The sequence below is a fragment of the Arachnia propionica genome (assembly GCF_003859805.1).
GTDB classification, from domain to species: domain Bacteria; phylum Actinomycetota; class Actinomycetes; order Propionibacteriales; family Propionibacteriaceae; genus Arachnia; species Arachnia propionica_C.
The window spans coordinates 70,468-94,309 of record NZ_RQZG01000018.1; the positions used below are offsets into that span (position 1 = coordinate 70,468).

At 67.7% G+C, this 23,842-nt stretch carries 25 protein-coding genes; 14 read left to right on the forward strand and 11 right to left on the reverse strand.

Annotated elements, in window-relative coordinates; genetic code table 11:
* Window position 1 precedes the first annotated feature (1 nt).
* The 3 genes from EII34_RS13435 to meaB form a co-directional block, all read right to left on the reverse strand.
* A complete protein-coding gene (locus EII34_RS13435; protein WP_124845679.1) occupies window positions 2–463 on the reverse strand; it encodes an FHA domain-containing protein FhaB/FipA in 462 nt (153 codons plus the stop codon).
* Between the two features lie 5 nt (window positions 464–468).
* Window positions 469–1,185 carry an FhaA domain-containing protein gene (locus tag EII34_RS13440; RefSeq protein ID WP_124845680.1) on the reverse strand — a complete coding sequence of 239 codons (717 nt, stop codon included), beginning with the start codon at window positions 1,183–1,185 and terminating at the stop codon, window positions 469–471.
* A gap of 93 nt (window positions 1,186–1,278) precedes the next feature.
* Complete coding sequence (gene meaB, locus EII34_RS13445; protein ID WP_124845681.1) at window positions 1,279–2,271, reverse strand: methylmalonyl Co-A mutase-associated GTPase MeaB; 993 nt, start codon at window positions 2,269–2,271, stop codon at window positions 1,279–1,281.
* Window positions 2,272–2,356: 85 nt separating this feature from the next.
* On the opposite strand from meaB, the gene EII34_RS13450 reads away from it, so the two are divergent.
* Window positions 2,357–3,211, forward strand: a complete 855-nt coding sequence (locus EII34_RS13450; RefSeq protein WP_185711343.1) for a DUF559 domain-containing protein — start codon at window positions 2,357–2,359, stop codon at window positions 3,209–3,211.
* A gap of 110 nt (window positions 3,212–3,321) precedes the next feature.
* Here the strand turns inward: EII34_RS13450 and EII34_RS13455 are convergent, their stop codons facing one another.
* Together EII34_RS13455 and EII34_RS13460 are read right to left on the reverse strand one after the other, a co-directional pair.
* Entirely contained in the window at window positions 3,322–4,302 is a 981-nt protein-coding gene (locus EII34_RS13455; protein WP_124845683.1) for an ATP-grasp domain-containing protein, read from the reverse strand.
* Window positions 4,303–4,322: 20 nt separating this feature from the next.
* Window positions 4,323–5,507, reverse strand: coding sequence for a type III PLP-dependent enzyme domain-containing protein (locus EII34_RS13460; RefSeq protein WP_124845684.1), 1,185 nt, complete (start codon window positions 5,505–5,507; stop codon window positions 4,323–4,325).
* Between the two features lie 118 nt (window positions 5,508–5,625).
* Here EII34_RS13460 and EII34_RS13465 point away from each other — a divergent pair, with 118 nt between their 5' ends.
* Genes EII34_RS13465 through EII34_RS13475 form a run of 3 tightly spaced genes read left to right on the forward strand, consistent with a single transcriptional unit; the run spans window position 5,626 to window position 8,308 of the window.
* Window positions 5,626–6,228: an acyltransferase gene (locus tag EII34_RS13465; protein WP_124845685.1), complete on the forward strand. Its 603-nt coding sequence runs from the start codon at window positions 5,626–5,628 to the stop codon at window positions 6,226–6,228.
* Complete coding sequence (locus EII34_RS13470) at window positions 6,228–7,319, forward strand: DegT/DnrJ/EryC1/StrS family aminotransferase (protein ID WP_124845686.1); 1,092 nt, start codon at window positions 6,228–6,230, stop codon at window positions 7,317–7,319. Before EII34_RS13465 ends, EII34_RS13470 begins: the two co-directional genes overlap by 1 nt.
* Window positions 7,319–8,308 carry a Gfo/Idh/MocA family protein gene (locus EII34_RS13475; RefSeq protein WP_124845687.1) on the forward strand — a complete coding sequence of 330 codons (990 nt, stop codon included), beginning with the start codon at window positions 7,319–7,321 and terminating at the stop codon, window positions 8,306–8,308. The genes EII34_RS13470 and EII34_RS13475 overlap by 1 nt, the downstream gene beginning before the upstream one ends.
* Before the next feature lie 59 nt (window positions 8,309–8,367).
* Here EII34_RS13475 and EII34_RS13480 read toward each other — a convergent pair whose 3' ends face one another.
* Entirely contained in the window at window positions 8,368–8,637 is a 270-nt protein-coding gene (locus EII34_RS13480) for an HU family DNA-binding protein (protein ID WP_124845688.1), read from the reverse strand.
* A 107-nt stretch (window positions 8,638–8,744) separates the two neighbouring features.
* A complete protein-coding gene (locus tag EII34_RS13485; protein WP_124845689.1) occupies window positions 8,745–10,085 on the reverse strand; it encodes a UDP-glucose dehydrogenase family protein in 1,341 nt (446 codons plus the stop codon).
* 69 nt (window positions 10,086–10,154) lie between these two features.
* Here EII34_RS13485 and EII34_RS13490 point away from each other — a divergent pair, with 69 nt between their 5' ends.
* On the forward strand, window positions 10,155–10,919 hold the full coding sequence (locus EII34_RS13490) for a carbon-nitrogen hydrolase family protein (RefSeq protein ID WP_124845690.1): 765 nt from the start codon (window positions 10,155–10,157) through the stop codon (window positions 10,917–10,919).
* On the opposite strand, the gene EII34_RS13495 is transcribed toward EII34_RS13490, so the two are convergent.
* Window positions 10,909–11,556: a response regulator gene (locus EII34_RS13495; RefSeq protein ID WP_124845691.1), complete on the reverse strand. Its 648-nt coding sequence runs from the start codon at window positions 11,554–11,556 to the stop codon at window positions 10,909–10,911. The genes EII34_RS13490 and EII34_RS13495 overlap by 11 nt on opposite strands.
* A gap of 288 nt (window positions 11,557–11,844) precedes the next feature.
* Here EII34_RS13495 and EII34_RS13500 point away from each other — a divergent pair, with 288 nt between their 5' ends.
* From EII34_RS13500 to EII34_RS13540, 9 genes are all read left to right on the forward strand, one after another.
* Window positions 11,845–12,969 (forward strand): histidine kinase, encoded by a 1,125-nt coding sequence (locus EII34_RS13500; protein ID WP_124845692.1) that lies wholly within the window; start codon window positions 11,845–11,847, stop codon window positions 12,967–12,969.
* Window positions 12,970–13,515: 546 nt separating this feature from the next.
* On the forward strand, window positions 13,516–14,889 hold the full coding sequence (locus tag EII34_RS13505; protein WP_260425162.1) for an MFS transporter: 1,374 nt from the start codon (window positions 13,516–13,518) through the stop codon (window positions 14,887–14,889).
* A gap of 1 nt (window position 14,890) precedes the next feature.
* Complete coding sequence (locus EII34_RS13510) at window positions 14,891–15,379, forward strand: DUF6790 family protein (protein WP_124845693.1); 489 nt, start codon at window positions 14,891–14,893, stop codon at window positions 15,377–15,379.
* Window positions 15,380–15,433: 54 nt separating this feature from the next.
* Window positions 15,434–17,770, forward strand: a complete 2,337-nt coding sequence (locus tag EII34_RS13515) for an ABC transporter permease (protein WP_260425163.1) — start codon at window positions 15,434–15,436, stop codon at window positions 17,768–17,770.
* Between the two features lie 9 nt (window positions 17,771–17,779).
* On the forward strand, window positions 17,780–18,541 hold the full coding sequence (locus tag EII34_RS13520) for an ABC transporter ATP-binding protein (RefSeq protein ID WP_124845694.1): 762 nt from the start codon (window positions 17,780–17,782) through the stop codon (window positions 18,539–18,541).
* 100 nt (window positions 18,542–18,641) lie between these two features.
* Window positions 18,642–18,875 (forward strand): acyl carrier protein, encoded by a 234-nt coding sequence (locus EII34_RS13525; RefSeq protein ID WP_124845695.1) that lies wholly within the window; start codon window positions 18,642–18,644, stop codon window positions 18,873–18,875.
* 45 nt (window positions 18,876–18,920) lie between these two features.
* Window positions 18,921–19,430, forward strand: a complete 510-nt coding sequence (locus tag EII34_RS13530) for a beta-ketoacyl synthase N-terminal-like domain-containing protein (protein ID WP_185711344.1) — start codon at window positions 18,921–18,923, stop codon at window positions 19,428–19,430.
* The gene (locus EII34_RS13535; protein WP_260425164.1) at window positions 19,384–20,103 is read left to right on the forward strand and encodes a beta-ketoacyl-[acyl-carrier-protein] synthase family protein; all 720 of its coding nucleotides are present in this window, start codon (window positions 19,384–19,386) and stop codon (window positions 20,101–20,103) included. Before EII34_RS13530 ends, EII34_RS13535 begins: the two co-directional genes overlap by 47 nt.
* Window positions 20,100–20,795, forward strand: a complete 696-nt coding sequence (locus tag EII34_RS13540; protein WP_124845698.1) for a 4'-phosphopantetheinyl transferase family protein — start codon at window positions 20,100–20,102, stop codon at window positions 20,793–20,795. Before EII34_RS13535 ends, EII34_RS13540 begins: the two co-directional genes overlap by 4 nt.
* Window position 20,796: 1 nt before the next feature.
* On the opposite strand, the gene EII34_RS13545 is transcribed toward EII34_RS13540, so the two are convergent.
* From EII34_RS13545 to EII34_RS13555, 3 genes are all read right to left on the reverse strand, one after another.
* The gene (locus tag EII34_RS13545) at window positions 20,797–21,624 is read right to left on the reverse strand and encodes an aldo/keto reductase (RefSeq protein WP_124845699.1); all 828 of its coding nucleotides are present in this window, start codon (window positions 21,622–21,624) and stop codon (window positions 20,797–20,799) included.
* Window positions 21,625–21,673: 49 nt separating this feature from the next.
* Window positions 21,674–22,447 (reverse strand): deoxyribonuclease IV, encoded by a 774-nt coding sequence (locus EII34_RS13550; RefSeq protein ID WP_124845700.1) that lies wholly within the window; start codon window positions 22,445–22,447, stop codon window positions 21,674–21,676.
* A 71-nt stretch (window positions 22,448–22,518) separates the two neighbouring features.
* On the reverse strand, window positions 22,519–23,739 hold the full coding sequence (locus EII34_RS13555; RefSeq protein ID WP_124845701.1) for a thioester domain-containing protein: 1,221 nt from the start codon (window positions 23,737–23,739) through the stop codon (window positions 22,519–22,521).
* Window positions 23,740–23,842: the final 103 nt, after the last annotated feature.

The following is a 23,842-nucleotide window of genomic DNA, read 5'->3' on the forward strand; positions in this document are numbered from 1 at the left end:
ATCACACCTCCAGCCTCATCATGGTGCGGCCGATGCGCAGGATGTCGTCCACCGTCATGGGGGTCGGCTCGGTCAGCCGCTTGCCGTTGAGGTAGGTGCCGTTGGTGGAGCCGAGGTCGGTGACGATCCAGGTCTCGGCGTCACGCTGGTTGAGCTGCGCGTGGCGGGAGGAGGCGTAGTCGTCGTCGAGGAGGATGGTGGAGTCGGCGGTGCGCCCCAGGTTGATGGTGGCGGTGATCGGGACGGACAGCCCCTGCTGGGCGCCCTGCGTGATCGCGAACCGGGTGGGGACCCGACCGGCACCGCCCCGTCGGGTCGGGGCGGGCTCCGACGGCGGCAGGTCGGTGACCTTGACCTTGCGCCCGAACAGGTCCTTGCGCACCACGTCCGCGATGATGCCGATGAAGACCCACAACAGGGCCAGGAAGACGATCTTGATCGCCGCTGCGATGAGGTCTGACATGGAACTCAGCTCTCCATGGGCGAATGCACCAGCATCCTCGTGTTGCCGATCTCGATGCGGGATCCCTCCCCGAGGTGGGCGCGGGTCACGCGTGTTCCGTCGACGGTGACCCCGTTGGTCGAGCCGAGATCCTCGATGGTGATGGTCAGGTTCCCGGGGCTCCCGGCGACCGAGACCATGGCGTGCCGCCTGGACACCCCGGGGTCGTTGATGCGCAGGTCCGCATCGGAGCCACGCCCGATGACCAGCCCCGGTGGGATCAGTGGATGCCGCACCCCGGCCACCTCCAGCACCAGGGGGGCGTTGCCGACACGGCGGACCGGCGGTGCCCCGGCGCTGGTCCCGGGGGCGGCGGCGACGGCACGACTGGAGATCTTGAACTGCCCCGTCGTCAGGCCCTGGTCGAGCACGTAGAGGATCTGGATGGGGCCGTTGAACACGTAGGAACGCTCCACGGCGTGCTCACGGATCGTCGGGATGATCTCCGCGTTCAGGGTCTTCGAGTAGGGGAAGAGCCGGTTGTAGTCGTGGGGGGACAGGGCGACGGTGAAGGAATTGGGGACCAGCCGCCGGTCGCGGCTGAGCAGCTTCGCCTCCGCGTCGAGCTCCCGCTGGATGCCAGCGGCGATCTCGACGGGCTGCACGTCGCCCTTGAAGGCGCGGGCGAAGACCTTGTCCACGGCGGCACCGATCTTCTTCTCGGCGCGGTCGAAAACTCCCATGCACCTTCCTCTCGACACTGTCAGCTTACAGATCAGTCGTGCAACATCGTCCAGCCCATCGGGGGACGAGGGCAAATGACGGGCCCCGTGCGGTCACCGGTACGTCGTCGCATAGGCCTCCAGGATGGCGGTGACGCCCTCGACGGCGCTGAGTCGTTCCGCGTCGATGTCGGCCTCGATCCGTTCGGCGACGGCGCGGACCTCGGGGGAGGTGCGCAGCCGCCCGAGGACCTCCTGCTCCACCATGTTCCACAGCCAGGCGCGCTGCTGCTCGAGACGGCGCGTGACGAGCTCCCCGGCCTCCTCCAGCTCGCTGCGGTGTTTCTCGACCGCGGCCCAGAGGTCGTCCAGACCCGCACCCGTGTAGGAGGAGCAGGTGAGCACGGGGGCGCGACGTTTGGACTCGTCGCTGGAGATGAGCTTCATCGCGATGCTGAGTTCGCGGGCCGAGACGCGGGCGGCCTGCTCGTTGTCGCCGTCGGCCTTGGTGATGGCGATGACGTCGGCCAGCTCCAGGATGCCGCGTTTGATGCCCTGCAGCTGGTCACCGGTGCGGGCGACGTGCAGGAACAGGAAGGTGTCGACCATCCCCGCCACGGCCACCTCGGACTGCCCGACCCCGACGGTCTCCACCAGCACGACGTCGTACCCGGCGGCCTCCAGCACCAGCATCGACTCGCGGGTGGCGCGGGCCACCCCGCCGAGGTGTCCGGCCGACGGGGAGGGACGCACGAAGGCGGCGTCGCGGTTGGCGAGTTCCCCCATGCGGGTGCGATCCCCCAGGATGGAGCCGCCGGTGCGGGTCGAGGAGGGGTCGACGGCCAGCACCGCGACCTGGTGCCGGTGCTCGTCGATGAGTTTGGTGCCCATCGCGTTGATGAAGGTGGACTTGCCCGCCCCGGGAACCCCGGAGATGCCGACGCGGAAGGCCTTCCCGGTGTGGGGGGAGATGAGTTGCAGCAGCTCATGGGCCTGCTCCCGGTGCGCCGGTTTGAGGGACTCGACCAGGGTGATGGCCCGGGCCACGTGCCCCCGGGACCCGTCGATGACCTTCTCCGCCAGCTCCGCAACGCTGAGATTCCGCATGGGGTAGAGCCTAGCCGGACCCCTGACGTCGGTGATGCTGGCCCCGCCGTGCCAAGGTGGTCGCCAAAGGTCGTACAAGCGACTGTTGCCGACCAGCTTCCCGGGACACCTGTCCGAGCGCGGCATCCGGACCGTCACCCGCCACCTGCTCCGGGTCACCCGCGGCATCTACGCGACCTGTCAGCCCGGGTGGCACGCCGTCGCCCTCGCCGGACTGATGGTGGGCGGGGACGACGCCGTGCTGTCGGGAGAAGCCGCACTGCTCCTCGACAAGGTCATCCGCGACCAGCCACGCGTCATCGACGTGTGGCATCCGAGCAAGATCCTGCCGTTCAGGTTCGGCGAGTTGACCGTGCGCTTCCCGCGAGGTCTGCGCCAGGCGCAGGACGTGTGGGGGCTGCGTCGCACCAGCGTCGAGACCGCTCTGCTCGATCGTGCCGCCACCTGCGACGAGAGGCGGATCATCTCCCTCCTGACCCGCGCCTACGCGACGCGAGGGACCACACCCCAGCGCATGGCCGTGGCCATCGCCGAGCGACGCCGACTCCGTCACCGGGCTCTGCTCGAGGAGTTGGCGGATCCGGTCTTCGTCACGGTGGAGAGTGTGCTCGAATGGCTCTACCACGACCGGGTCGAGCGTGCCCATGCGCTGCCGACCCCTCAGCGTCAGGCACAGCTGCTTCCCTGGTGCCGGGTCGATGACTGGTACGAGGACCAGCGGGTGGTGGTGGAGACCGACGGGCGTGACCACGACGACTTCGCGCGTGACATGCACCGGGACAACCGGCTCGCGATGGCGTTCGACGCCACTGTGCTCCGGTATGGCTGGCGCGACGTCACGGAGCGACCATGCGCCGTCGCCCGACAGGTGGCGCTGGTGCTCAAGGGTCGTGGGTGGCGTGGGGAATTGCAGCGTTGCCCGCGATGCGACCAAGGCTGAGTGGTCGGTAACTGTCGCAAAAGCGACTGTTGCCGACCAGCTTCCCGGGGCACCTCGTCAAAGTGGTCGCCAACCGTCGGAAAAGCGACTGTTGCCGACCAGCGACGGTGTCAGCGCTCGGCGAGCCCCTCGATGCGGTGCATGATGACGCCGTCGTAGCCGAGCATCGCCCAGTCCTCCTCGTAGGCGCCGATGTTCGGCTCGTTCACCTGGCCCGCGACGTTGTTGATCAGCAACGTGGGGAAGTCCACCCCGCACTCGTAGGCGTGTGGGTAGACCCCACCGAAGCGGGGGTTGACCTCCAGGATCGACCATCCCTCAGGGGTGGAGAACAGGTCCACGTCGACGGTGCCGCGGAACCCGCAGCGCTTCACGAAGTCCGCCACGAGGGCGAACAACGAGTCGTCCTTGAACGAGACCGACTTGTCAGCCGTCCCGGCCCGCATCCGGAGCTTCTTCTTCGCGAACATGGAGACCACCTCGCCGGAGATCAGGTCCACGTAGACGTCCACGTCCACCGGCTCTCCCGGCAGGAACTCCTGGATGATGAGCCCCGGCGTGGCCGCGAAGGCGGCGTCGAGCTGCTCCCGGTCCTCGATCTTCGCGATCCCGGCCGACGCGGACCCGGTGCGCGACTTCACGAACAGCGGGAACCGGGCCAGGCCCGCGTCGAGGTCCGCGTGGCAGGCCTCCAACGAGATCCACGACCTCGGGGTCGGCAACCCCTCGGCCTCCAGCCACTGGAACATCAGCCACTTGTCGAAGGCCCGCTCCACCACCTCGGCCGGGGAGATCATCACCGTCACCCCGAGGGCCTCGAACTCGTCGACGTGGTTCGCCAGCAGGCTCAGCTCCGGGTCCAGCAGGGACAGCACCACCGCGATCTCCTCGTCGCGGCAGATCCGAAGGATCGTCGGCAGGTACTCGGGGTCACTGATGAGGGGCACCACGTGGTGCCCGTCGGCCGCGTACAGCGCCGGGGCCAGCTCCGAGGCGTCGGTGGTGATCACCCGGCCTCTCCCGGCCAGGGCCCGCCGGAAGTAGGTGACGGTCTGGACGCGGCTGCCCGCGGTCAGGATCAGGACGTTCATGACAGGCGTTCCTCTCAGGTTCACCAGGTGTTTCCGGCCAGGTACTCGTCGACGCCCCACCGCTTGCGCACCTCGACGAGGGAGCCGTCGTGGAGGCGAGCATAGACCCGCGGCAGGTACTGGATGAACAACGGGTTGAAGGTCATGGTGTAGCTGCCCACCTTGTGGTACACGATCCGATCCCCCTCACCGAGGCGAGGGGCGTCCGTCAGGGTCATCAGGCGGTCGTTGTCGAGGCACGTGAACCCGGAGATCACCTGCGGGGTCGCGCACGGTGCGCCGTCGGAGATGACGGTGTGCTCGTAGGCCGACTTGCGCAGGAACGGGTCCAGGTTCGTCCGGGAGCCGTCGGTGACGACGATGAGGTGGTCCTGCACCGGCTTGGAGTCGACCACCGAGGTGTGCAGGTCGAACGGCACCGCCACCAGGGCGGCGCCCGGCTCCAGGATGAGGCGGGTGCGCTCCGGCTCGACCGCACCGCCGACGGCCTCCCGGATGGCGGTGACGTACTCGTCGGGGGTGGGGAAACGGTCCGAGTCGCCGCCGAAGAACCCGCCCCCCATGTCCAGCCAGTCCAGTTCCAGGGCGTGCCGGGTGACGATCCCAGCGGCCGTGCGCCCGGCCGAGACGTAGGTGTCCAGGGCCCGGGTCAGGGAGGTGACGTGGAGATGCAGCCCGGCGATCCTCACCCCGGCGGCACGCAACTCCTCGACGGCGGAGTCCAGGTCCCCGCCGTCGACGTGGAACCCGAACCTGAGCCCGGCGGCCCCGGAGGCCGTGTGGTCGGGGGCGTCCCGGTCGACGTCCCAGTTCACGCGCAGCCCCACGCCGTCGACGCGTTCACCACGCCCCGCCCGTTCGATGACCCAGCGCAGCTCCCGCCGGGAGTCGAGGTTCACCACGGCCCCGGCGTCGAAGGCGGCGGCGAGCAGGTCCGGGGTCTTCACCGGCCCGTTGACGACGATGTCGGCGGGCCGGTGACCGGTGCGCAGCGCCAGCTCCCACTCCTCCGCGGAGACGATCTCGGCGGGGACGCCGTTGCGTCCCATCCACGCCACCAGCCACGGCAGCGAGTTGGTCTTCACCGAGTAGGTCAGGGTGGAGTTCGGCCAGCCTCGTGCCAACGCATCCCGGAAGGAACGTACCTGGGTGAGCAGCAGGTCCTCGTCGACGACGAAGGCCGGGGTCTCGATCGGGGTGTCCATGGTTCTCCATGTCTCATCTGATGGGGTCGCGATGAATCCTAACGAGTGATCCTGACAGGTCCGGTGCCGCTGGGGGTCGCTAGACTGCCTCGCAGGTCCCAACCGAGAGGCGATTCCCATGGCAGAACCCCGTATTCTCCCGTCGGCCGACCTGGACGACGGCACCCGGATCGGCGACGGCTCGTCGATCTGGCACCTGGCCCAGGTCCGCTCCGGTGCCGAGCTCGGCGAGAACGTCATCGTCGGACGCGGTGCCTACATCGGCACGGGGGTCCACGTCGGGGACAACTGCAAGATCCAGAACTACGCCCTGGTCTACGAGCCTGCGCACCTGGAGGACGGGGTGTTCATCGGCCCCGCCGCGGTGCTGACCAACGACACCTTCCCGCGCGCCATCAACCCCGACGGCACCTCGAAGTCCGCCCACGACTGGGAACCGGTCGGGGTGACCCTGAAGCGGGGATGCTCCGTCGGGGCCCGCGCCGTGTGCGTCGCCCCCGTGACCATCGGTGAATGGGCGACGGTGGCAGCAGGCGCCGTCGTCACCACAGACGTCCCCGCCTACGCCCTGGTGGCCGGGGTCCCCGCCCGCCGCATCAAGTGGGTGGGTCGTTCCGGTTTTCCCCTCGAGGAGACCGGCCCCAACACCTTCCGTGACCCGCACACCGGCGACGAGTTCGAGCAGGTGGGCGAAGTCCTCAACCTCGTAAAGGAAGCATGATGTCCTTGTCCTTCATCCCCCCGGCGAAGCCGATCATCGGCGACGAGGAACGTGAGGCCGTCGATCGGGTGCTGCGTTCCGGCATGATCGCCCAGGGCCCCGAGGTGGCCGCCTTCGAGACCGAGTTCGCCGAGCACTTCAAGCTGGGGCGGGCCTGTGTGGCCGTCAACTCCGGCACCTCCGGCCTGCACCTCGGACTGCTGTCCTGCGGCATCGGCGCGGGTGACGAGGTGATCGTCCCGTCGTTCACCTTCGCCGCCACCGCCAACTCCGTCGCGCTGACCGGGGCCACCCCCGTCTTCGCGGACATCGCGGCCGACGACTTCACCCTGGACCCGGCCTCCGTCGAGGCCGCCGTCACCGAGCGGACCCGGGCCATCATGCCGGTGCACCTGTACGGTCACCCGGCGAAGATGGACGCGCTGCGGGCCATCGCCGACAAGCACGGCCTCAAGCTGTTCGAGGACGCGGCCCAGGCGCACGGCGCATCGCTCAACGGCACCCCCGTCGGTGCCTTCGGGGAGTTCGCGATGTTCTCGCTGTACCCGACGAAGAACATGACCTCCGGTGAGGGCGGCATGGTCTCCTGCGCCGACGAGACGATCGAGCGCAGCATGCGGTTGTACCGCAACCAGGGGATGCTGCAGCAGTACCACAACGAGGTCGTCGGCCTGAACAACCGCATGACCGACATCCATGCCGCCATCGGACGGGTGCAGCTGACCAAGGTGGACGGCTGGACCCGGCAGCGGCAGGACAACGCCGCCTTCCTCACCGCGAACCTGGCCGGGGTCACCCCGCCGCCGGTCGCCGACGGTGCCGTGCACGTCTACCACCAGTACACGATCCGGGTGCCGGAGGACCGCGACGGCGTGGCGAAGGCGTTGAAGGAGGAGCACCAGGTGGGCTCCGGGATGTTCTACCCCGTCCCGAACCACCGACTGAAGCCGTTCCAGGTGCCCCTCGAGCTGCCGGAGACCGAGCGTGCCGCGAAGGAGTGCCTGTCGCTGCCGGTGCACCCGTCGCTCAGCCGGGCGGACCTGGAGCGCATCGTCGAGGCCGTCAACACCGTCGTGAAGGCAGGTGCGTGATGAGCAACCTGCGTGCCGGCCTCATCGGCCTGGGAATGATGGGACGCCACCACGCCCGCAACCTGAAGGCCATCGACGGTGTCGACCTGGTCGCGGTCGCCGACGCCCAGGGGGACCCGCACGGCGTGGCCTCCGGGCTGCCGCTGCACCCCGACGTCGACGGTCTGCTGTCCGAGGGACTCGACTACGTGGTGGTCGCGGCCCCGACGATGTACCACGAGGAGATCGGTCTCAAGCTGGCGGAGGCAGGTGTCCACGCTCTCATCGAGAAGCCCCTCGCGAAGACGGTCGAGGCCGCCCAGAAGCTCGTCGGGGCGTTCGCGGACAAGGGGCTGATCGGTGCCGTCGGCCACATCGAACGCTACAACCCGGCGTTGCAGGAGCTGCGCCGTCGTCTCGAGGCGGGGGAGCTGGGGGACCTGTACCAGATCACGACGAGGCGCCAGGGACCGTTCCCGGCCCGCATCGCGGACGTCGGTGTGATCAAGGACCTTGCCAGCCACGACATCGACCTCACGGCGTGGGTCACGCAGCGTGACTTCGAGCTGGTGGCCGCCCGCACCATGTTCAAGGCGGGACGCGAGTACGAGGACATGGTCTCGGCCACCTGCCAGCTCACGGGTGGTCTCATGTCGAACCACCTGGTCAACTGGTTGACGCCCACCAAGGAGCGCCTGACCATCGTGACCGGTGAGAAGGGCATGTTCGTCGCGGACACCCTGACCGCCGACCTGACCTTCTACGCCAACGGTCGGGTGGAGACCACGTGGGATGACATCGCGCAGTTCCGCGGTGTCACCGAGGGCGACGTGACGCGGTTCGCGATCGCCAAGCCCGAGCCGTTGCGCACAGAGCACGAGACGTTCCGCGACGCGGTGCTGGGCAAACCCGCCGACATCGTCACCCTGGAGCAGGGGGCGAAGGTGGTGCAGGTCTGCGAGGCGATGATCGAGTCCGCCGCGTCGAACCAGTTCATCGACGTGCGCTGAACGCGACGCGAAGGCGCCGGATCCCGCGGGATCCGGCGCCTTCGTCGTGGGTCTCGGGCTCAGAGAGCGTTGCGCAGCGCGGTGGCCGGGGAGAACTTCGCGACGCGGCGGGCCGGGATGGTCATGGCCTTGCCGGTGGCGGGGTTGCGGCCCTCACGGGCGGCGCGCTGGGTGGTGGTGGCGGTGAAGACACCGGGCAACTGCACCTTCTTGTCGGCGACGAGGGCTTCGGTGATGACTTCACCGAAGGCGTCGATGGCGGCCTCGGCCTGGGCATTGGTGAGGCCGGCCTTGGCGGCAATGGCCTGGATGAGTTCACGCTTGGTCATTGATTGTCTCCTTAATCGTGAGGTCTTCATCATATTTGAGCGAATCGTGGTCCATGTCAAGCTCCGACGCGGCGAAACGCCCGTGTTTTCGGGGGTTGCAGGAACCCTCACCAGATGGGGACACCACGTCCCATACCGTGGTAGTCCCACCCGGCCTCCTGCCAGCGACGAGGTTCGAGGACATTCCTGCCGTCGATGATGACCGGCTGCCCGACGTGCTCGAGACACGCGTGGGGATCGAGCTCCAGGAACTCCCGCCACGGGGTGAGGACCATCACCACATCGGCATTGACAAGGGCTTCCGCCACGGTGTCGCAGATCCTGAGTCCGAGTCCCCGCCGTCGCAGCTCAGGACCCGCGGCCGGATCGACGACACGGACCTCGGCTCCTCGGGCCAGCAACCGGGACGTGATGTCGAGGGCCGGGGAGTCACGCAGGTCGTCGGTGTCGGGTTTGAAGGTCACCCCCAGCACGGCGACGACGCGCCCGGCGAGTCGCCCACCGACCGCCTCCTCGGCCAAAGAGACGGCATGATCTCGACGCCTGAGGTTGATCGCGTCCACCTCGCGGAGGAAGGCGAGGGCCTCGTCCACCCCCAGCTCCCCGGCACGCGCCATGAAGGCCCGGATGTCCTTCGGCAGGCAGCCACCCCCGAATCCGATGCCGGCCTGGAGGAACTTCGCACCGATCCGGTCGTCGTACCCGATGGCCTCGGCCAGGCGGGTGACGTCACCCCCGGTGGCGTCGCACAGTTCCGCCATCGCGTTGATGAAGGAGATCTTCGTGGCCAGGAACGAGTTGGCCGCCACCTTCACCAGCTCCGCGGTGGGGTGGTTCGCGACGACCACCGGGGTTCCGGCCGCGATGATGGGGGCGTAGCACCGGTCGAGGATGGCCTTGGCCCGCAGCCCGGCCTCGCGGTCGTCCGGCAGACCGTAGACCAGCCGGTCGGGATGCAGGGTGTCTCGCACCGCGTGGCCCTCGCGCAGGAACTCGGGGTTCCACACCAGGGCGAGGTCCTTGCCCGAGGCCCGGAGCCGGGCGGCGAGACGTTCAGCGGTGCCGACCGGGACCGTCGACTTGCCGACGACCAGCACGGGTTCGTCCCCCGTCGGTTCGACGTGCTCGAGGATCGCCTCGACGGCCGCGTCGACGAAGCTGAGATCCGCGCCGAGGCGACCGGTGAGCTGGGGGGTGCCGACCCCGATGAAGATCAGCTCCCGATCGGCCAGCGCCCGGGGATCGGTGGTGAAGCGCAGTTTCCCGCTGGCGACACCCCGCGCCAGGACCTCGGGGAAGCCGGGCTCGTGGAACGGGGCCTCGCCCCGGGCCAGCCGCTCCACCTTTCCCTGGTCGACGTCGATCCCTGTGACGTCGTGCCCGATCTCCGTCATGCACGCGGCATGCACGGCCCCGAGATACCCACACCCGATGACAGCGATCCTCATGGGGGAAGGGTAGTCCAGTGGGACGGTGTCGGCCTTGCACAACCGTGCGCCTCCGGCCAGAGTGGAAGGGTGCGTATCGCCCTTGCCCAGCTACGGGCCACGACCGATCCCCTGCAGAACCTCGACCAGGTCGTCGATGCCCTGCGGGAGGCATCCCGCAGGGGGAGTCACGTGGTCGTCCTGCCCGAGGCGATGATGTGCTCCTTCCTGCGACCCGGCGCGGAGGTGGCGGAACCTCTCGACGGGGCGTGGGCGACGGCGGTGCGTGATGCCGCCGCCGAGCTCAAGGTCACGGTCGTCGTGGGAATGTTCACCACGGCAGCGGATGGCAGGATCCACAACACCCTGCTGGTGACCGGCCAGGCCGAGGACAGCTACGACAAGATCCATCTCTTCGACGCCCTCGGTCAGCGCGAGTCCGACGGCATCGCGCCCGGCGACCGGCTGGTCGACGTCGATGTCCTGGGGCAACGGTTCGGGCTCGGCATCTGCTACGACATCCGGTTCCCCACCCACTTCCTGGAGCTCGCGAGCCGGGGCGCCGGAATCATGGTGGTGTGTGCCTCGTGGGCACCCGGACCGGGGAAACTGCACCAGTGGCGCACGTTGGCGACGGCCAGGGCCATGGACTCGACGTCCTTCGTGATCGCCGTCGACCAGGCCGCGGCCGAGGGGGACCGGGACGGGGTGCCGACGGGGATCGGTCACTCCATGGTGGTCGACCCGTCCGGTTGGGTGCTGCTGGAACTCGGTGAAGGGCCCGAGCTGGCCATCGTCGACATCGATCCGGCGCGCATCGGGGCCGTGCGTGGGGCACTGCCGATCATTCCCTGAGCCCGTTCTCGTAGGCCAGGATCACCAGCTGTGCGCGGTCACGGGCCCCCAGCTTGCCGAGCAGGCGTGAGACGTAGCTCTTCACCGTCGCGGGGGACAGGCCCAGGTGCTCGGCCAGTTCGGTGTTGCTGAGGCCGCGCGCGATGAGTCGCAGCAGTTCGCGGTCCTTGTCGGGCAGGTCGGTGATGACCTTCGACGGGCGGTGTGGCGGCTCGTAGTGCGCCAGCACGCGGGTGATGAGGCTGGGTGAGAGCATCGACTCCCCGGCATGGACCTGCTGGATGGCGTGCATGATCTCGCCCCGGGAACTGGTCTTGAGCAGGAACCCGGCCACACCGGCACGCAGGGCCTCGTGGAACGTCGCGTCGTCCTCCAGGGAGGTGAGGGCGATGATGCGGGAGGGCAGGCCGAGGTCGACGATCTGCCTACTGGCGTCGATGCCGTTGAGGATCGGCATGCTGATGTCCATCAGGATCACGTCGGGTTCGAGGCGTTTCGCCGCCGAGACGGCGGTGAGACCGTTGGCGGCGTTCCCGACGACGGTGATGCCGGGCATGGCATCCACGATCCGTTGGATGCGTGCCCGCACCTGGTCGTGATCCTCTGCCACGAGCACGCGGATCTCAGTGTTGCTCATGCTGCCAATCTACTGACCCGGTGGGACCGGTCAGGGACGCGATCACCCAAAGTTGCCTCGAACGTGCTCCGTCGTCACGAGTTGTGTCGGGGGCTTGTGTCGGGGGCGTGAATGATCTCCGTGGTCACTGTTTGGCCCTTCATGCTTTCCGGGATCGCGGTGTCGGTGTGGGAATTCCGGTGACCGGTCGCGAATCGTCGGTTTTTCGGCGGTTCGCGACCATTTTGGAGTCTGTGGTGCCCCGTGGTCTCCCATCAACCGTCACGTGGCGCTGGGTAGCATGACCCCATGACGGTCAAGGGGATCCTCCAGAGCCTCGCATGGCCTCGGAAGGTGCCCATGGAGCCGGTGGCAGGATGCCTTCTGCTCTTCGTCGCCCTGCAGGCCGCCTGGGGGAAGCTGTCGCCAGCCCACCTTGCCGTGATGCTGGTCATGCTCGCGGCGATGTGTGTCCTGCCCCGGAGGCCTTGGGCGGCACTGGTGCTCGGTCTCGGGTACTACATCGGCTCGACGGTGCTGTCGGTGCCCTCGGGGCTCATGAACCTGTGCGGTACCCTGCTGGTCCGCAACTGGTTCTTTCATCGTCGTGCAGGCATGTGGTGGCTGGCCGTGGGTTACCCCGTCGTCGAGATGATCTCCTGGTGGGTCCGCCACGGCAGTGAGGACCTGGCCACCAACATCGTGTCAGTCGCACTGGTCTCAGGGTTTGCCGCGGGTGCGGGCTGGTTCATGGGGCGCAGGTTGGACTCCGAGGTGGAGATGCGGGTCGAGAGCGAGCAGGTGCTGCGCTCCACCCGACTGCTCATGGCCAGTGAACTCCATGACAGCGTCGCCCAGACCCAGACCCTGGTGCTGATGAACCTGGAGGAGCTGGTCGAGGACCCCCTCCTGCACCAGGATCTCGCCCCCCAGGTGACCGAGACGCTGGAGCTCTCGAGACGTGCAGCCCAGGAACTGCGTGCCGCAATGGCTGCGCTGCGTGCCGTGGATCAGGACTTCATGTCCCTGGGAAGCCCGGTCGGGCACTCCCTGACGCAGCAGTGGAATCAGGTCCGCAGTGCCCTGGGGGACAGTGGGTACCATGCCCAGACGAGGTTCGAGATCGATGTCGACGAGCTGTCCCACGAGGAGGAACACACCCTGTCCCGGCTGCTCGGGGAGCTCGTGACCAACATCGTGTGGCACGGTGCTCCCGGTGTGTGCAGCGTCGAGGTCTTCGAGCAGGAGGGATACGCCTGCATCCGCACCGTCAACGCCCTGGGAGAAGGTGGGCTCCGCAAGAGTGGGGGTGGGGGCGACGGCCTGGTCGGCATACGCCAACGTGTGGGCATGCTCGGCGGCACCTGCGCGTTCGGCGCCCAGGATGCCACATGGGTGACCGACGTGAAGGTGCCCCTGCACAGGGGCGGGTGACCCGGCCTGGCCACGTGATCCCGAGGTGCGCTCAGCGTCGAGTCAACTTTGGGGGTGACGGCGTTGACCCCCGATGTCGTCTTCCGTACTGTCGGGTGCAGAGAAACTGGTCACCTGGATCCGCTGACCAATACTCGACAACGAGAACTGAACAGAGGCTGCATCCAGGAGATGATTCTGCTGAATTCTTGAGCGTGTTCTCCGGGGATCAGTTCTTGAACGGGAGACATCGAAACAGTCTTCACCGTCAAGTCCTGTGAGTTGCGCAGGGGTACAGCGAACTGTCCTGAAAAAGGATGCCCTGGAGGCAGCTGAATGTCATATGACTCGGGCTCCGAGTCAGGATTTCGTCAGTCTCGCCACTGGTCGTGGCGCTGTCCAAGGAGCGCATCCTCGTGACCGAAAACCTGCTGCCCATGGCACTCACCACGAGGAAACGAGGTGACAGGTGTCGTGCGTGAGTCATGCAGCATCAGGGCGATATCGCTCAGCCGGATCCTCAACACCCTGTGATGTCCCACCAACTTCGACCTGAAAGGAAGGCTCGTGAGCCACGACACCTTGGCCCCCCAGCGGGCCGCCACAGCTGAGATGCCCTCATCACCCACACCCGATGACGACGTGACCGCCAAGAAGTTCCGTGCCTTCATGATCATCTGGGTGGCCCAACTGGTGGCCCGGATCGGCAACGGACTCACCGCGTTCGGGCTCGGCGTCCACGTCTACCAGCAGTCCGGACTGACGACGTCGGTTGCGCTCGTGACCATGGCGGCGTTCCTGCCTGCACTGCTGCTCGGTCCCCTCGGCGGGGTGCTGGCGGACCGGTTCGACCGGCGGCTGCTCATGATCCTCGGGGACTCCCTGTCGGCGCTCGGCCTGGTGGGCATGCTGCTGGCATTCCACACGGGTACCGCCTCGGTCCCGGTGCTCTGTCTGTGCGCCGCGGTGAGTTCCGTGTTCAGCTCCGTGATGGACCCGGCCTACCGCGCGACGGTGACCGATCTGCTCACCCCCGAGCAGTACGCCCGCGCCGGTGGCCTGGTCCAGCTGGCGGCCGCGTCCCAGTACCTGATCTCACCTGCTGTCGCCGGTCTCATCATGGCCACCCACGACATCACCGTCGTGGTCACCATCGACGTCGCGACGATGGTGGTCACCACCAGCGCCATGGTGCTGGTGTGGCGCACCGTCAAGACCCCCCGGCCGGTCGCGGACAACGGTTTCTGGGCCGACTTCCACCAGGGATGCCGATTCCTCGGCAACAGCCCCGGGATCATGACGCTGATGCTGCTCCTCACGCTCGTCACCTTCTGCATGGGTTTCCTGCAGACCCTGCTCACCCCGATGGTGCTCGACCTGTCGGACGAGACCACCCTCGGCATCGTCCGCTCCGTCGCCGCCATCGGCATGGTCGTGGCCAGTCTGGTCATCGGGGTGTTCAACATGAAGGGCTCGTGGATCGGGTGGCTCGCGTGGTCCCTGGTCGGTGGTGGTGTGGTGGTGTTCTTCATGGGCGCCATCCCCAACGTGCTCGCGATCGGGGTGATGGCCTTCGGGTTCTTCCTGGTCCTGCCGCCCCTCAACACCGCCGTCGAGGTCCTGGTGAGGTCCGCCATCCCGAACGACACCCAGGGCAAGATCTGGGGGCTCATGGGACTGATCTCCCAGCTCGGCTACGTGGCCGCCTACGGGATCTCCGGTCACCTGGCCGACCACGTGTTCAACCCGCTGCTGCGTGACGGCGGGGCGCTGGCGGACTCCCTGGGGAACGTCATCGGCGTCGGTGAGTCCCGGGGCATCGGGTTCCTCTTCATGATCGTCGGGGTCCTGCTGGTCGGCATCGCCGCCCTGATTTCCCGCGCCCGGAGCGTGCGCGCGCTCCAGGACACCCTGACCACGGACCGGAACGAGAGGAGCTGACATGTGGATCCTGGCCATCATCGGGATGGGTGTGCTCACCGCTGTGGTGCACCTGGCCGTCATGGGCTTCCCCACGGACGGCGTCACCGTCAGCCACACCCTGCTGCTGCACCAGTTCGTCGTGACCCACGGCATCGTCGCGGTGCTGGGGTTCACCATCAACGTCCTCACACCGAGGACGACGGCGAAGAAGCTGGGCTGGCCCACCAGCCCGTGGCAGATCAAGTACGGCTTCCAACAGCTGGGGCTCGGTGTCATCGGTGTGATGACCATCTGGTTCCAGGGCAACTTCTGGGCGGCCGCCCTGGTCACGCTGTACATCTACGGCGTCAGTGGGCTGTGGACCCACACCCGGGAAGTTGTGCGAAAACGCCGGGAGACCGGCACAACTGATTGGGTGGAGATCGGCAACATCGTGCTCGACGTGATCTACCACGTCGCCCTCACGTGGCTGTCGCTTCTGATCCCGGGAGTCTGGAGCCTCTCATGAAGGAAAGACTGTACCTGCGGTACTTCCGCAACGACCTGGTGCGCAACTGGGGGGGTGAACCTCGCCCTGCTGGTCATCCTGGTGCTGAGCGCCTTCCTCATGGCCACCGGGAGCATGGTGATGGAACGCCTCGTCGGCGGCATCGACAAGCTGTTCGACGAGGCCAGGCCACCGCACTTCCTGCAGATGCACACCGGGGAACACGACCAGGCGGCGCTGGAGCGTTTCGCCGCCGACCATCCCGAGATCGACTCCTGGTTGATCGAGGAGATGATCGGCTACGACTCGGCGGCGCTGACCTGGTCCCGCCCCGGCACGGGGGAATCGGGCAGTTTCGCGGAGAGTCTCATCGACAACCTCTTCGTCACCCAGAACGAGTCCTTCGACTTCCTGCTCGACGCCGAGGACAGGGCCGTCCAGCCGGCCGACGGTGACGTGTACGTCCCCGTCGCCTACGAGGACCGGTTCAAGCTGCGGGTCGGGGATCTCCTCCAGGTCCAGACCGGCAGCAAGGTGACATCCTTCACCGTCGCCGGTTTCGTCCGGGACGCCCAGATGGCCTCGTCGCTGTCGTCGGCCACCCGCTTCGTCATCTCGGAGCACGACTTCGCCGAGCTGACCGAGGCCGGGGGCGGTGCTCCCGAGATCATCGTGGAGTACCGGGTCACGGACACCTCCGAGATCACCGGGCTCCAGACCGCCTACGAGGCCGACGACTCCCTGCCCCGCAACGGTCAGGCCGTGACCTTCGACATGATCCGGCTCGTCAACGCGTTCAGTGACGGGCTGGTCGCGATCGCGCTGGTGTTCGCCAGCCTGCTGCTGGTGGTCATCGCGCTGATCAACCTCCGGTTCGTCATCACGGGCACGATGGAGGACGAGGTGCGCCAGATCGGTGTCATGCGTGCCATCGGTCTCCCCGCGAGGGCCGTCACGGGGCTGTACCTCGGCAAGTTCAGCCTCATGGCGTTGACCGCCTGCGTCCTCGGCGGGCTGCTGGGGGTCGTGGCCACCTCCTTCCTCTCACAGGGCATCACCAAGAACTACTCCAACCCTGATCCGGGTCCGGCGACGGTGCTGGTCCCCGTCGTCGCCCTGGTGCTGGTGTACCTGCTGGTGGTCGGCATCTGTCGCGGCATCCTGCGGGGGGTGCGGCGCATCGAGGTGGTCGGCGCCCTGGTGCAGGGCAGCACGCTGGACGAGAAGCAGACCGCCAGGCGGGCCGCCCGTGCGGCGAGGCAGGCGCGTCGCGCCCGGTTGAGCCGTGGACGCGGGAGCATCCCGCAGCGGTTGTCGTGGATCGACCTCCGTGCCGAGCTGAGGCAGTGGCTGCTGATCCCCGCGGTGTTCTGCCTGACCGCGTTGCTGCTCATCCTCCCGATGAACCTGCTCTCCACCTTCTCCAGCCCGCGGTTCGTGACCTACATGGGTGCTCCGCTCGCCGACGTGCGCGCCGACCTGCAGTTCTTCGACGAGGTCGGGACCGTGCGCGACGACATGGTGGCTGCGATGCGCACCGATCCACGACTCGATGACATCCGGGTCTTCGGCAACGTCCTGCACGAGGCCCGGGGCCCGGAGGGCTGGGAGAGCCTGCGTGTGGAGGTCGGGGACCACTCCGGCGACACCGTCGAGTTCCTCTCCGGGCAGCGTCCTGCCGAGGGTCAGATCGCGCTGTCGGTGCTGAACGCCAACCATCACGAGGTGGCGGTGGGTGATGCCCTGCCGGTGCGTCTCGCGGGGCAGGAGACCACCCTCGAGGTGTCCGGGATCTACCAGGACGTCACCAGTGGTGGCCGCACCGCCAAGATGCAGGGGCAGGCCCCGGCCGACGCCGTCAGCCACGTCATCTATGCGGACGTGACCCCGGGAACCGATCCAGCGGTGATCAGCCAGGAGTACGGCAGCCGGTTCGACAGGGCCAGCATCGTCCCGATGCAGGAATACGTGACCCAGACCCTGTCCGGGATCACCGATGCGTTCCGCAGTGCCGCCTGGCTGTCCTTCGTCTTCGGGCTCGTGGTGGCAGGGCTCATCACCGGGTTGTTCCTGAAGCTGCGGCTCACCCGGGAACGCAGCCGGATGGGGGTGCTCGCCGCGCTCGGGTTCTCCCGACGGGAGCTGATCTCCCAGGTGATCTTCAAGACCCTGGTCACCGTCACCGTCGGAACCCTGCTCGGCACGCTCCTCGCGGCGAGTCTCGGTGAGGCCGTCGTCAGCGCCCTCGTCTCGGCCTCCGGTCTCGGCCTGGCCCGCCTGCGGTTCATCACCCAGCCGTGGATCGTCCTGGTCGGCCACCCCCTGATCCTCGTGGCGGTCGGTCTTCTCGCGGCCGTCCTCGTCACCGCCGGGCTGCGCCGCGGTGAAACCAGCGAATGGCTCAACAGTTAGGAGATCCAGATGTCCCAGATCACTCTCGAATGCACCGGGATCACGAAGACCTACCGGAGCACCGACCCTCCGACGAAGGTCCTGCACGGCATCGACCTGAGTGTCGAGCGGGGCGAGTTCGTCGTCATCATGGGGGCCTCGGGGTCGGGGAAGTCCACCCTGCTCTACAACATCAGTGGCATGGACCGGCCCACCACCGGGTCGGTGAGCCTGGAAGGGCGTGATCTCACGGGCCTGGGCGACCAGGAGATGAGCCGGGTACGTCTGACCCGGATGGGGTTCGTGTTCCAGCAGGCCTACTTCCTGCCCAACCTGAACATCCGTGACAACGTCCTGCTGCCGGCCCTCAAGGCGGATCCGAGGAGGAGCCACACCGTGGTCTCCCGGGTGGATGCGCTGCTGGACCGGTTCGGCATCGGTCACATCGCACGGCACGGCATCACGGAGGTCTCGGGTGGTCAGCTGCAGCGGGCCTCGATCTGTCGGGCACTCGCGGGGGAACCGGCCATCGTGTTCGCCGACGAGCCGACGGGAGCCCTCAACAGCTCCATGACCCTCGAGGTGATGGATGCCCTCTCCGGCATCCACGAGGAGGGGCGCACCATCGTGATGGTCACCCACGACCCGGCCTGCGCGGCCCGCGCGGATCGTGTGGTCTACCTGCGTGACGGCCGTCTCGTCGACTCACTCCGGATGGGACGTTGGCATCCCGCCGAGGCGGTCAGGAGGGAGGACGACCTGCTGACCTGGCTGAGAGACCACGGATTCTGAACCCACCGACCACCTGAACCGTCCCCGACCGGAGTCGTGGACGGGCGGATCGACACACCCTGGACGATCCCACACCGACACCACCACAGGAGAAACCGACATGACTGAACTTGCTTTCCGCAACGCACTGGCCGACTTCACCATCCGTACCCCGGAGACCCTGCAGTTCTCCGACAACCTCGCCGAGATCGGTGTCGACTCCATCGGTGTCTTCGAGTTCGCGATGAGGGTCGAGGAGGAGCTCGGCCGAAGTGTCCAGTTCAACGACCAGGTCACCACCGTGCAGGACCTCTTCGACTGTCTCGAGGATGCCTCCCGGATGGCCGGTGTCTGAGGAGACCTGCCATGCACGACGTCGTCATCACCGGCATGGGGGGCCGTGAGCCCGCTCGGGGTCGGGGTGGAACGGTTCGAGGAGAACCTGTTCCGGGGCAGCCACGGCATCGTCCGGCTCACCGAGGAGCAGCGCCAGGATCTGGCTGTCCAGGTCTACGCGCCTGTCTCCGGGTTCGTCCCGGAGGACCACTTCTCCTCCTTGGAGCTGCGACGCCAGGACCCGTACGTGACCTTCGGCCTCGTGGCGGTCCGGGAGGCGGTGGCCTCCGCCGGTCTGCTCGGCCACGTGGACCCCTACCGTCTCGGGGTCCACATGGCCCCGGGGCTCGGAGGGGTCTCCACCGTCTGTGACGAGTTCGAGACCCACCGCACCGCAGGGTCACGCCGGGTCTCACCCATGCTGATCCCGAAATGGGTGGGGAACATGCTGTCGGGGGTGGCCGCCATTCGAGTTGGGGACCAAGGGGCCGTCGCTGTCCCACGTGTCCGCCTGTGCCTCGAGCACCATGAGCATCGGGGAGGGACTGCGGGCGATCCGTCACGGTTATGCTGATGCCCTGGTGTGTGGCGGTGCGGAGATGATGGGCAGGGTCCCGGTCATGGCCGGGTTCCAGAACCTCAGGGCGCTGTCCCTGGCGGATGATCCTGACCGTGCGTCACTGCCCTTCGACAAGGACCGGGGTGGTTTCGTGATGGGTGAGGGGGCAGCGGCCGTCGTGGTGGAACGTGAGGATCACGCACGCGCTCGCGGAGCGCGGGTCCTGGCCCGCCTGACGGGGTACGGCAGCACCACGGACGCCCACCACATCACAGCTCCGGCGGAGGACGCCGAGGCGATCCGGCGGGCCATCTCCGACGCCTTGGCCGAGGCAGGCCCGACCTCGGGGGTCACACATGTCAATGCCCACGGCACGGGGACCGTCAGGAACGATCTGGTCGAGTCCCGGGCCATCGCTGCGGAGTTCGACGAGACGACTCCGGTGACCTCCACGAAGTCCATGACGGGGCACCTGATGGGGGCGGCAGGGGCGATCGAGATGATCGCCTGCGTCCTGGCCCTGACCCGTGGTGAGGTGCCTGCCACCGTCGGCACCACGGAACTCGATCCCGGGATCAGGGTCGACGTGGTCACGGGTGCTTCCCGACACACGGAACTGGAACGTGCCATCTCCTTGTCCCTGGGTTTCGGCGGCCACAACACCTGCGTGGTGGTGGACAGGCCATGATGGTCGACCTGGTGATCACGGATGCCTCACGGCTCGACCTGAGGACCCTGCGCTGCCTGCGCGCCGCACTCCCGGCAGAGCGACGTGAGCGAAGTGACCGGTACGAGCGCGCGGTCGACCGCTCGTCGAGCATCGTGGTGTTCGCGCAGCTGCAGCACCTGTGGGCGGAGCGTCGTGGTGGTCCGCTGCCGAGGATCGACGTGGGCCGGTTCGGCAAGCCGGATTTCGGTGCGGATGTCGGCCTGCACTTCAACTGGTCCCACGACCGGGCGTTGTGTGCCTGCGTGCTGTCCCCGGTTCCGGTCGGGGTGGACATCTCCGGGAGGGTGCCCTTCGACCCGGAGCTGTTCACCTACATGGCAGCACCCGGCGAGATGGCCCTGGGTGAACACCTGCGGGCGCTGGACGACATGAGCGCGTTGTGGACCCGCAAGGAGGCCACCGTCAAACGGACCGGCCTGGGGCTGCACACCCCGCTGCGGGAGGTGGACACCACCGGCCGTGACGACATCCTGACCTTCAGCTGTGGGCCGCAGGGGTTCAGCATCAGTGTGAACCTGGCCGGGATCCCGGCCAGGCCGGCGAGCCGAAGCCTGCGGACACGGTTCCTGACACCTGCAGGTCCGCAGGGGTGGTCCGTGGGACCGGCACCACCCCTGCGGCGCCTGGACGCCGAGCTCCAGGCGGTCTGACTCACTCGTTGAGGGTCGCCGGGTCGGGGCCGATGCGGTTGTCGACGTTCAACGCGTCGATGGCCGCCCGGTCCTCGGCCGTCAGGGTGAGGTCCAGGGCCTCGAAGTTGGCGACGATCCGCTCCGGGGTCCTCGACTTCGGGATGACGACGAAACCACGGTCCATGTGCCAGCGGATCACGACCTGGGCCGGGGTCGCGCCCAGCCGCTCCGCGATCCCCACCACCGTCGGGTGCTCCAGGTCCTGGGCCTGGCCGAGCGGGGACCAGCTCTCGATGGTGATGCCGAGATCGGCGCAGTGGGTGATGAGGTCATCGGGCTGGAAGGTCGGGTGCAGCTCGATCTGGTTGACCGACGGGGTGATGCCGGTCTCGTCGACGATGGCATCCAGGTGGTCGGGCAGGAAGTTGCACACGCCGATGGACCTCACCAGACCCTCGGAGCGGAAGTCGATGAGCTGCTCCCAGGTCTCGACGTAGAGGTTCTTGGCGGGGCAGGGCCAGTGGATGAGGTAGAGGTCGACGTGGTCCTGGTCGAGCTTCTCCAGGGAACGCTCCAGCCCGGCACGCGCCAGCTCACGGCCCTGCACCGCGTTCCACAGTTTCGTGGTGAGGAAGATCTCCTCGCGGGGCAGGCCGGACTCCTTGATGGCCTTGCCGACACCCACCTCGTTGCGGTAGATCGCGGCCCCGTCGATGTGGCGGTATCCCACCTCCAGCGCCTTGAGCACGGAGGCGGTGGCCTCGTCGTCGGTCATCTGCCAGGTGCCCAGACCGAGCTGGGGGATCTGGACGCCGTCGTTCAGTGTGATGATCGGGGAACTCGTCATGTGACCATTCAACACCGTCGCGCCAAGCGTCGTGGGGACATCGGCCCGATCAACCGTCGAGGTGGTCGCGCAACCAGGCGATCTCGTCGGCGTGGTGCTCGGTGGGGGTCTCCAGGATCACGGGCGCGTCGGCGTCGCGGAGCAGCGCGAGCAGCGTCCCCTCGTCGATGAGGCCCTGTCCCCAAGGGACGTGGCGGTCGCGGCCGGAGCCCGGGGCATCCGCCGAGTCGTTGCAGTGGACCAGGTCGATCCGCCCCGTGATGGCCCGCAGGTCCTGGACGACGGTGCTGAGGTCGAGTCCTGCGGCATGGGCGTGGCAGGTGTCGAGGCACAGGCCGATCCGGTCGAGGTTCTCGGAGCCGGAGAGGGTGTCCCAGAGGGCCTGCACGGACTCGAGGTGACGCATCATCGCCTTCTTCCCGCCAGCGGTGTTCTCGATCAGGACCGGCACCTTGGCATCGAGGGCGTCGACGCACTTGCGCCAGTTGTCGTAGCCCAGCTGCTGCTCCTCACCCGCGGTGACGTGCCCACCGTGGACGATCACGCCTGCGGCACCGAGCTCGGCGGCGGCGTCGATGGTCTGCTGGAGGAGCTTGCGGGAGGGGATGCGGATGCGGTTGTTGCTGGAGGCGACGTTGATGACGTAGGCGGCGTGGACGTACAACCCGATCCCGGCGTCGGCAGCCGCCTCACGCAGGCCCTCGGGCGGAACAGGTTTCTTCCAGGACTGCGGATCGCCCAGGGTGATCTGGGCGATGTCCGCTCCGACGGCCGAGGCCCGGGAGGTCGCGGAGTCGAGGTCAACGTGGCAGCCGATCTTCATGGCACAAGACTACGGAACATCACGAGGCCCGCACGGAATCATCCGTGCGGGCCTCGCTTGAGGGGAGGGGATCAGAAGCCGGTCTTGGGAAGGCCGGGCTTCGCTGGGGCACTGGGGGCCGGCACATTCGGCTTCGGGGTGGTCGGAGCCGGGGTACTGGGAGCCGGGGTGCTCGGAGCGGGCGTGCTGGGAGCGGGCGTGCTCGGAGCCGGGGTGCTCGGGGCAGGCGTGCTGGGAGCCGGGGTGCTCGGGGCAGGCGTGCTGGGAGCCGGGGTGCTCGGGGCAGGCGTGCTGGGAGCGGGCGGCGTCGGCTTGGCATTCCACATCAGCTTCACCTCGGCGTCCACCTTCTTCGGGGTGGAGTGGACCAGGATGATGGTCTGGGTGCGCTTGCCCTTGCCGATCAGCAGCTGCCCGGCGTTGGCGTGGCCGAACAGGGAGGAGGTCAGCTTGACCTCGCCGGCCGGGGCGTCGGCCGGGACGTCGAGGAAGAGCTCCTGACCGACCGGAGCGGCGTTGGCGTCGACGGCCTTGCCGTCAGCGGTCACCAGCGGGTAGGGCAGTTCGCCCTCCAGCTTGACGGTGGCGGCGGTGGACTCGATCAGGATCGGGCCGACCTTGGCGCCGGCCTCCCCGGCCTGCTCCGGGGCCTTGATGGTCAGGGCCGGGCCGGCGGACTCCTGCAGACCGGTGTTCGCGGGACCGAGCAGGTAGTCGTAGAGCTTCTTCACACGCTGCTGACGAGCGGCGTCGGTGTCGGGGGCCTGGCCGTAGTGATCCCACAGCTTGCCGTTCCACTTGAAACCGTTGGTCAGGTTCCAGATCGCCGACTGGGTGGCGGTGACGGCCTCCTTCTCGGTGAGACCAGGGACGTCAGCGGCCTTCGTGATCTCCTCCAGCGAGGACTGCGGGTAGCTGCGCTGGACGATCCAGCTCACCTTCGCGCGGACGTTCGCGTCGGTCTTGAAGTTGTTGGTGCCGGGGAACTGGTCCCAGCCGACCTGCTGCAGGTCGGTACCCCACCTGGCTGGGACGTCCAGTTCGACGCAGTAGGCGTAGAACGGCTTGGCGCCGGCCTTGGCGTGGACCGCGAGCAGCTGGGTGGAGTACGGCTTGCCGTCACGATCCAGGTAGTGGCCGTAGTACAGCTCCTGGGATGTCCCGAGCTTGGGGTAGCCGGGGTCGTATTCGTCGGCGCGTGCCTGCGGGGAGACGAGGGCGCTGAACAGCATGGCAGCGGCCATCATCGCGGCGAGGACATACCGAGGAACGGCGCGGTTGGGGGTGCGCATCACTCTTCCTCCGAAAGTCAGGTGTGGTTTGGGGGTGGCCTACTGAACTTTCGGCCAACCATAACGTAGCCCTTCAGTGGCCGGAAAGGAAATTCGCGAATGT

Bases quoted from the DNA above. Each gene is read 5' to 3' on its own strand.
- EII34_RS13525 (WP_124845695.1), top strand. From the start codon at position 18,642: ATGACTGAACTTGCTTTCCGCAACGCACTGGCCGACTTCACCATCCGT.
- EII34_RS13550 (WP_124845700.1), bottom strand. From the start codon at position 22,447: ATGAAGATCGGCTGCCACGTTGACCTCGACTCCGCGACCTCCCGGGCC.
- EII34_RS13485 (WP_124845689.1), bottom strand. From the start codon at position 10,085: ATGAGGATCGCTGTCATCGGGTGTGGGTATCTCGGGGCCGTGCATGCC.
- EII34_RS13480 (WP_124845688.1), bottom strand. From the start codon at position 8,637: ATGACCAAGCGTGAACTCATCCAGGCCATTGCCGCCAAGGCCGGCCTC.
- EII34_RS13455 (WP_124845683.1), bottom strand. From the start codon at position 4,302: ATGAACGTCCTGATCCTGACCGCGGGCAGCCGCGTCCAGACCGTCACC.
- meaB (WP_124845681.1), bottom strand. From the start codon at position 2,271: ATGCGGAATCTCAGCGTTGCGGAGCTGGCGGAGAAGGTCATCGACGGG.
- EII34_RS13520 (WP_124845694.1), top strand. From the start codon at position 17,780: ATGTCCCAGATCACTCTCGAATGCACCGGGATCACGAAGACCTACCGG.
- EII34_RS13465 (WP_124845685.1), top strand. From the start codon at position 5,626: ATGGCAGAACCCCGTATTCTCCCGTCGGCCGACCTGGACGACGGCACC.
- EII34_RS13460 (WP_124845684.1), bottom strand. From the start codon at position 5,507: ATGGACACCCCGATCGAGACCCCGGCCTTCGTCGTCGACGAGGACCTG.
- EII34_RS13545 (WP_124845699.1), bottom strand. From the start codon at position 21,624: ATGACGAGTTCCCCGATCATCACACTGAACGACGGCGTCCAGATCCCC.
- EII34_RS13535 (WP_260425164.1), top strand. From the start codon at position 19,384: ATGAGCATCGGGGAGGGACTGCGGGCGATCCGTCACGGTTATGCTGAT.
- EII34_RS13540 (WP_124845698.1), top strand. From the start codon at position 20,100: ATGATGGTCGACCTGGTGATCACGGATGCCTCACGGCTCGACCTGAGG.
- EII34_RS13440 (WP_124845680.1), bottom strand. From the start codon at position 1,185: ATGGGAGTTTTCGACCGCGCCGAGAAGAAGATCGGTGCCGCCGTGGAC.
- EII34_RS13470 (WP_124845686.1), top strand. From the start codon at position 6,228: ATGTCCTTGTCCTTCATCCCCCCGGCGAAGCCGATCATCGGCGACGAG.
- EII34_RS13475 (WP_124845687.1), top strand. From the start codon at position 7,319: ATGAGCAACCTGCGTGCCGGCCTCATCGGCCTGGGAATGATGGGACGC.
- EII34_RS13510 (WP_124845693.1), top strand. From the start codon at position 14,891: ATGTGGATCCTGGCCATCATCGGGATGGGTGTGCTCACCGCTGTGGTG.
- EII34_RS13435 (WP_124845679.1), bottom strand. From the start codon at position 463: ATGTCAGACCTCATCGCAGCGGCGATCAAGATCGTCTTCCTGGCCCTG.
- EII34_RS13500 (WP_124845692.1), top strand. From the start codon at position 11,845: ATGACGGTCAAGGGGATCCTCCAGAGCCTCGCATGGCCTCGGAAGGTG.
- EII34_RS13495 (WP_124845691.1), bottom strand. From the start codon at position 11,556: ATGAGCAACACTGAGATCCGCGTGCTCGTGGCAGAGGATCACGACCAG.
- EII34_RS13555 (WP_124845701.1), bottom strand. From the start codon at position 23,739: ATGCGCACCCCCAACCGCGCCGTTCCTCGGTATGTCCTCGCCGCGATG.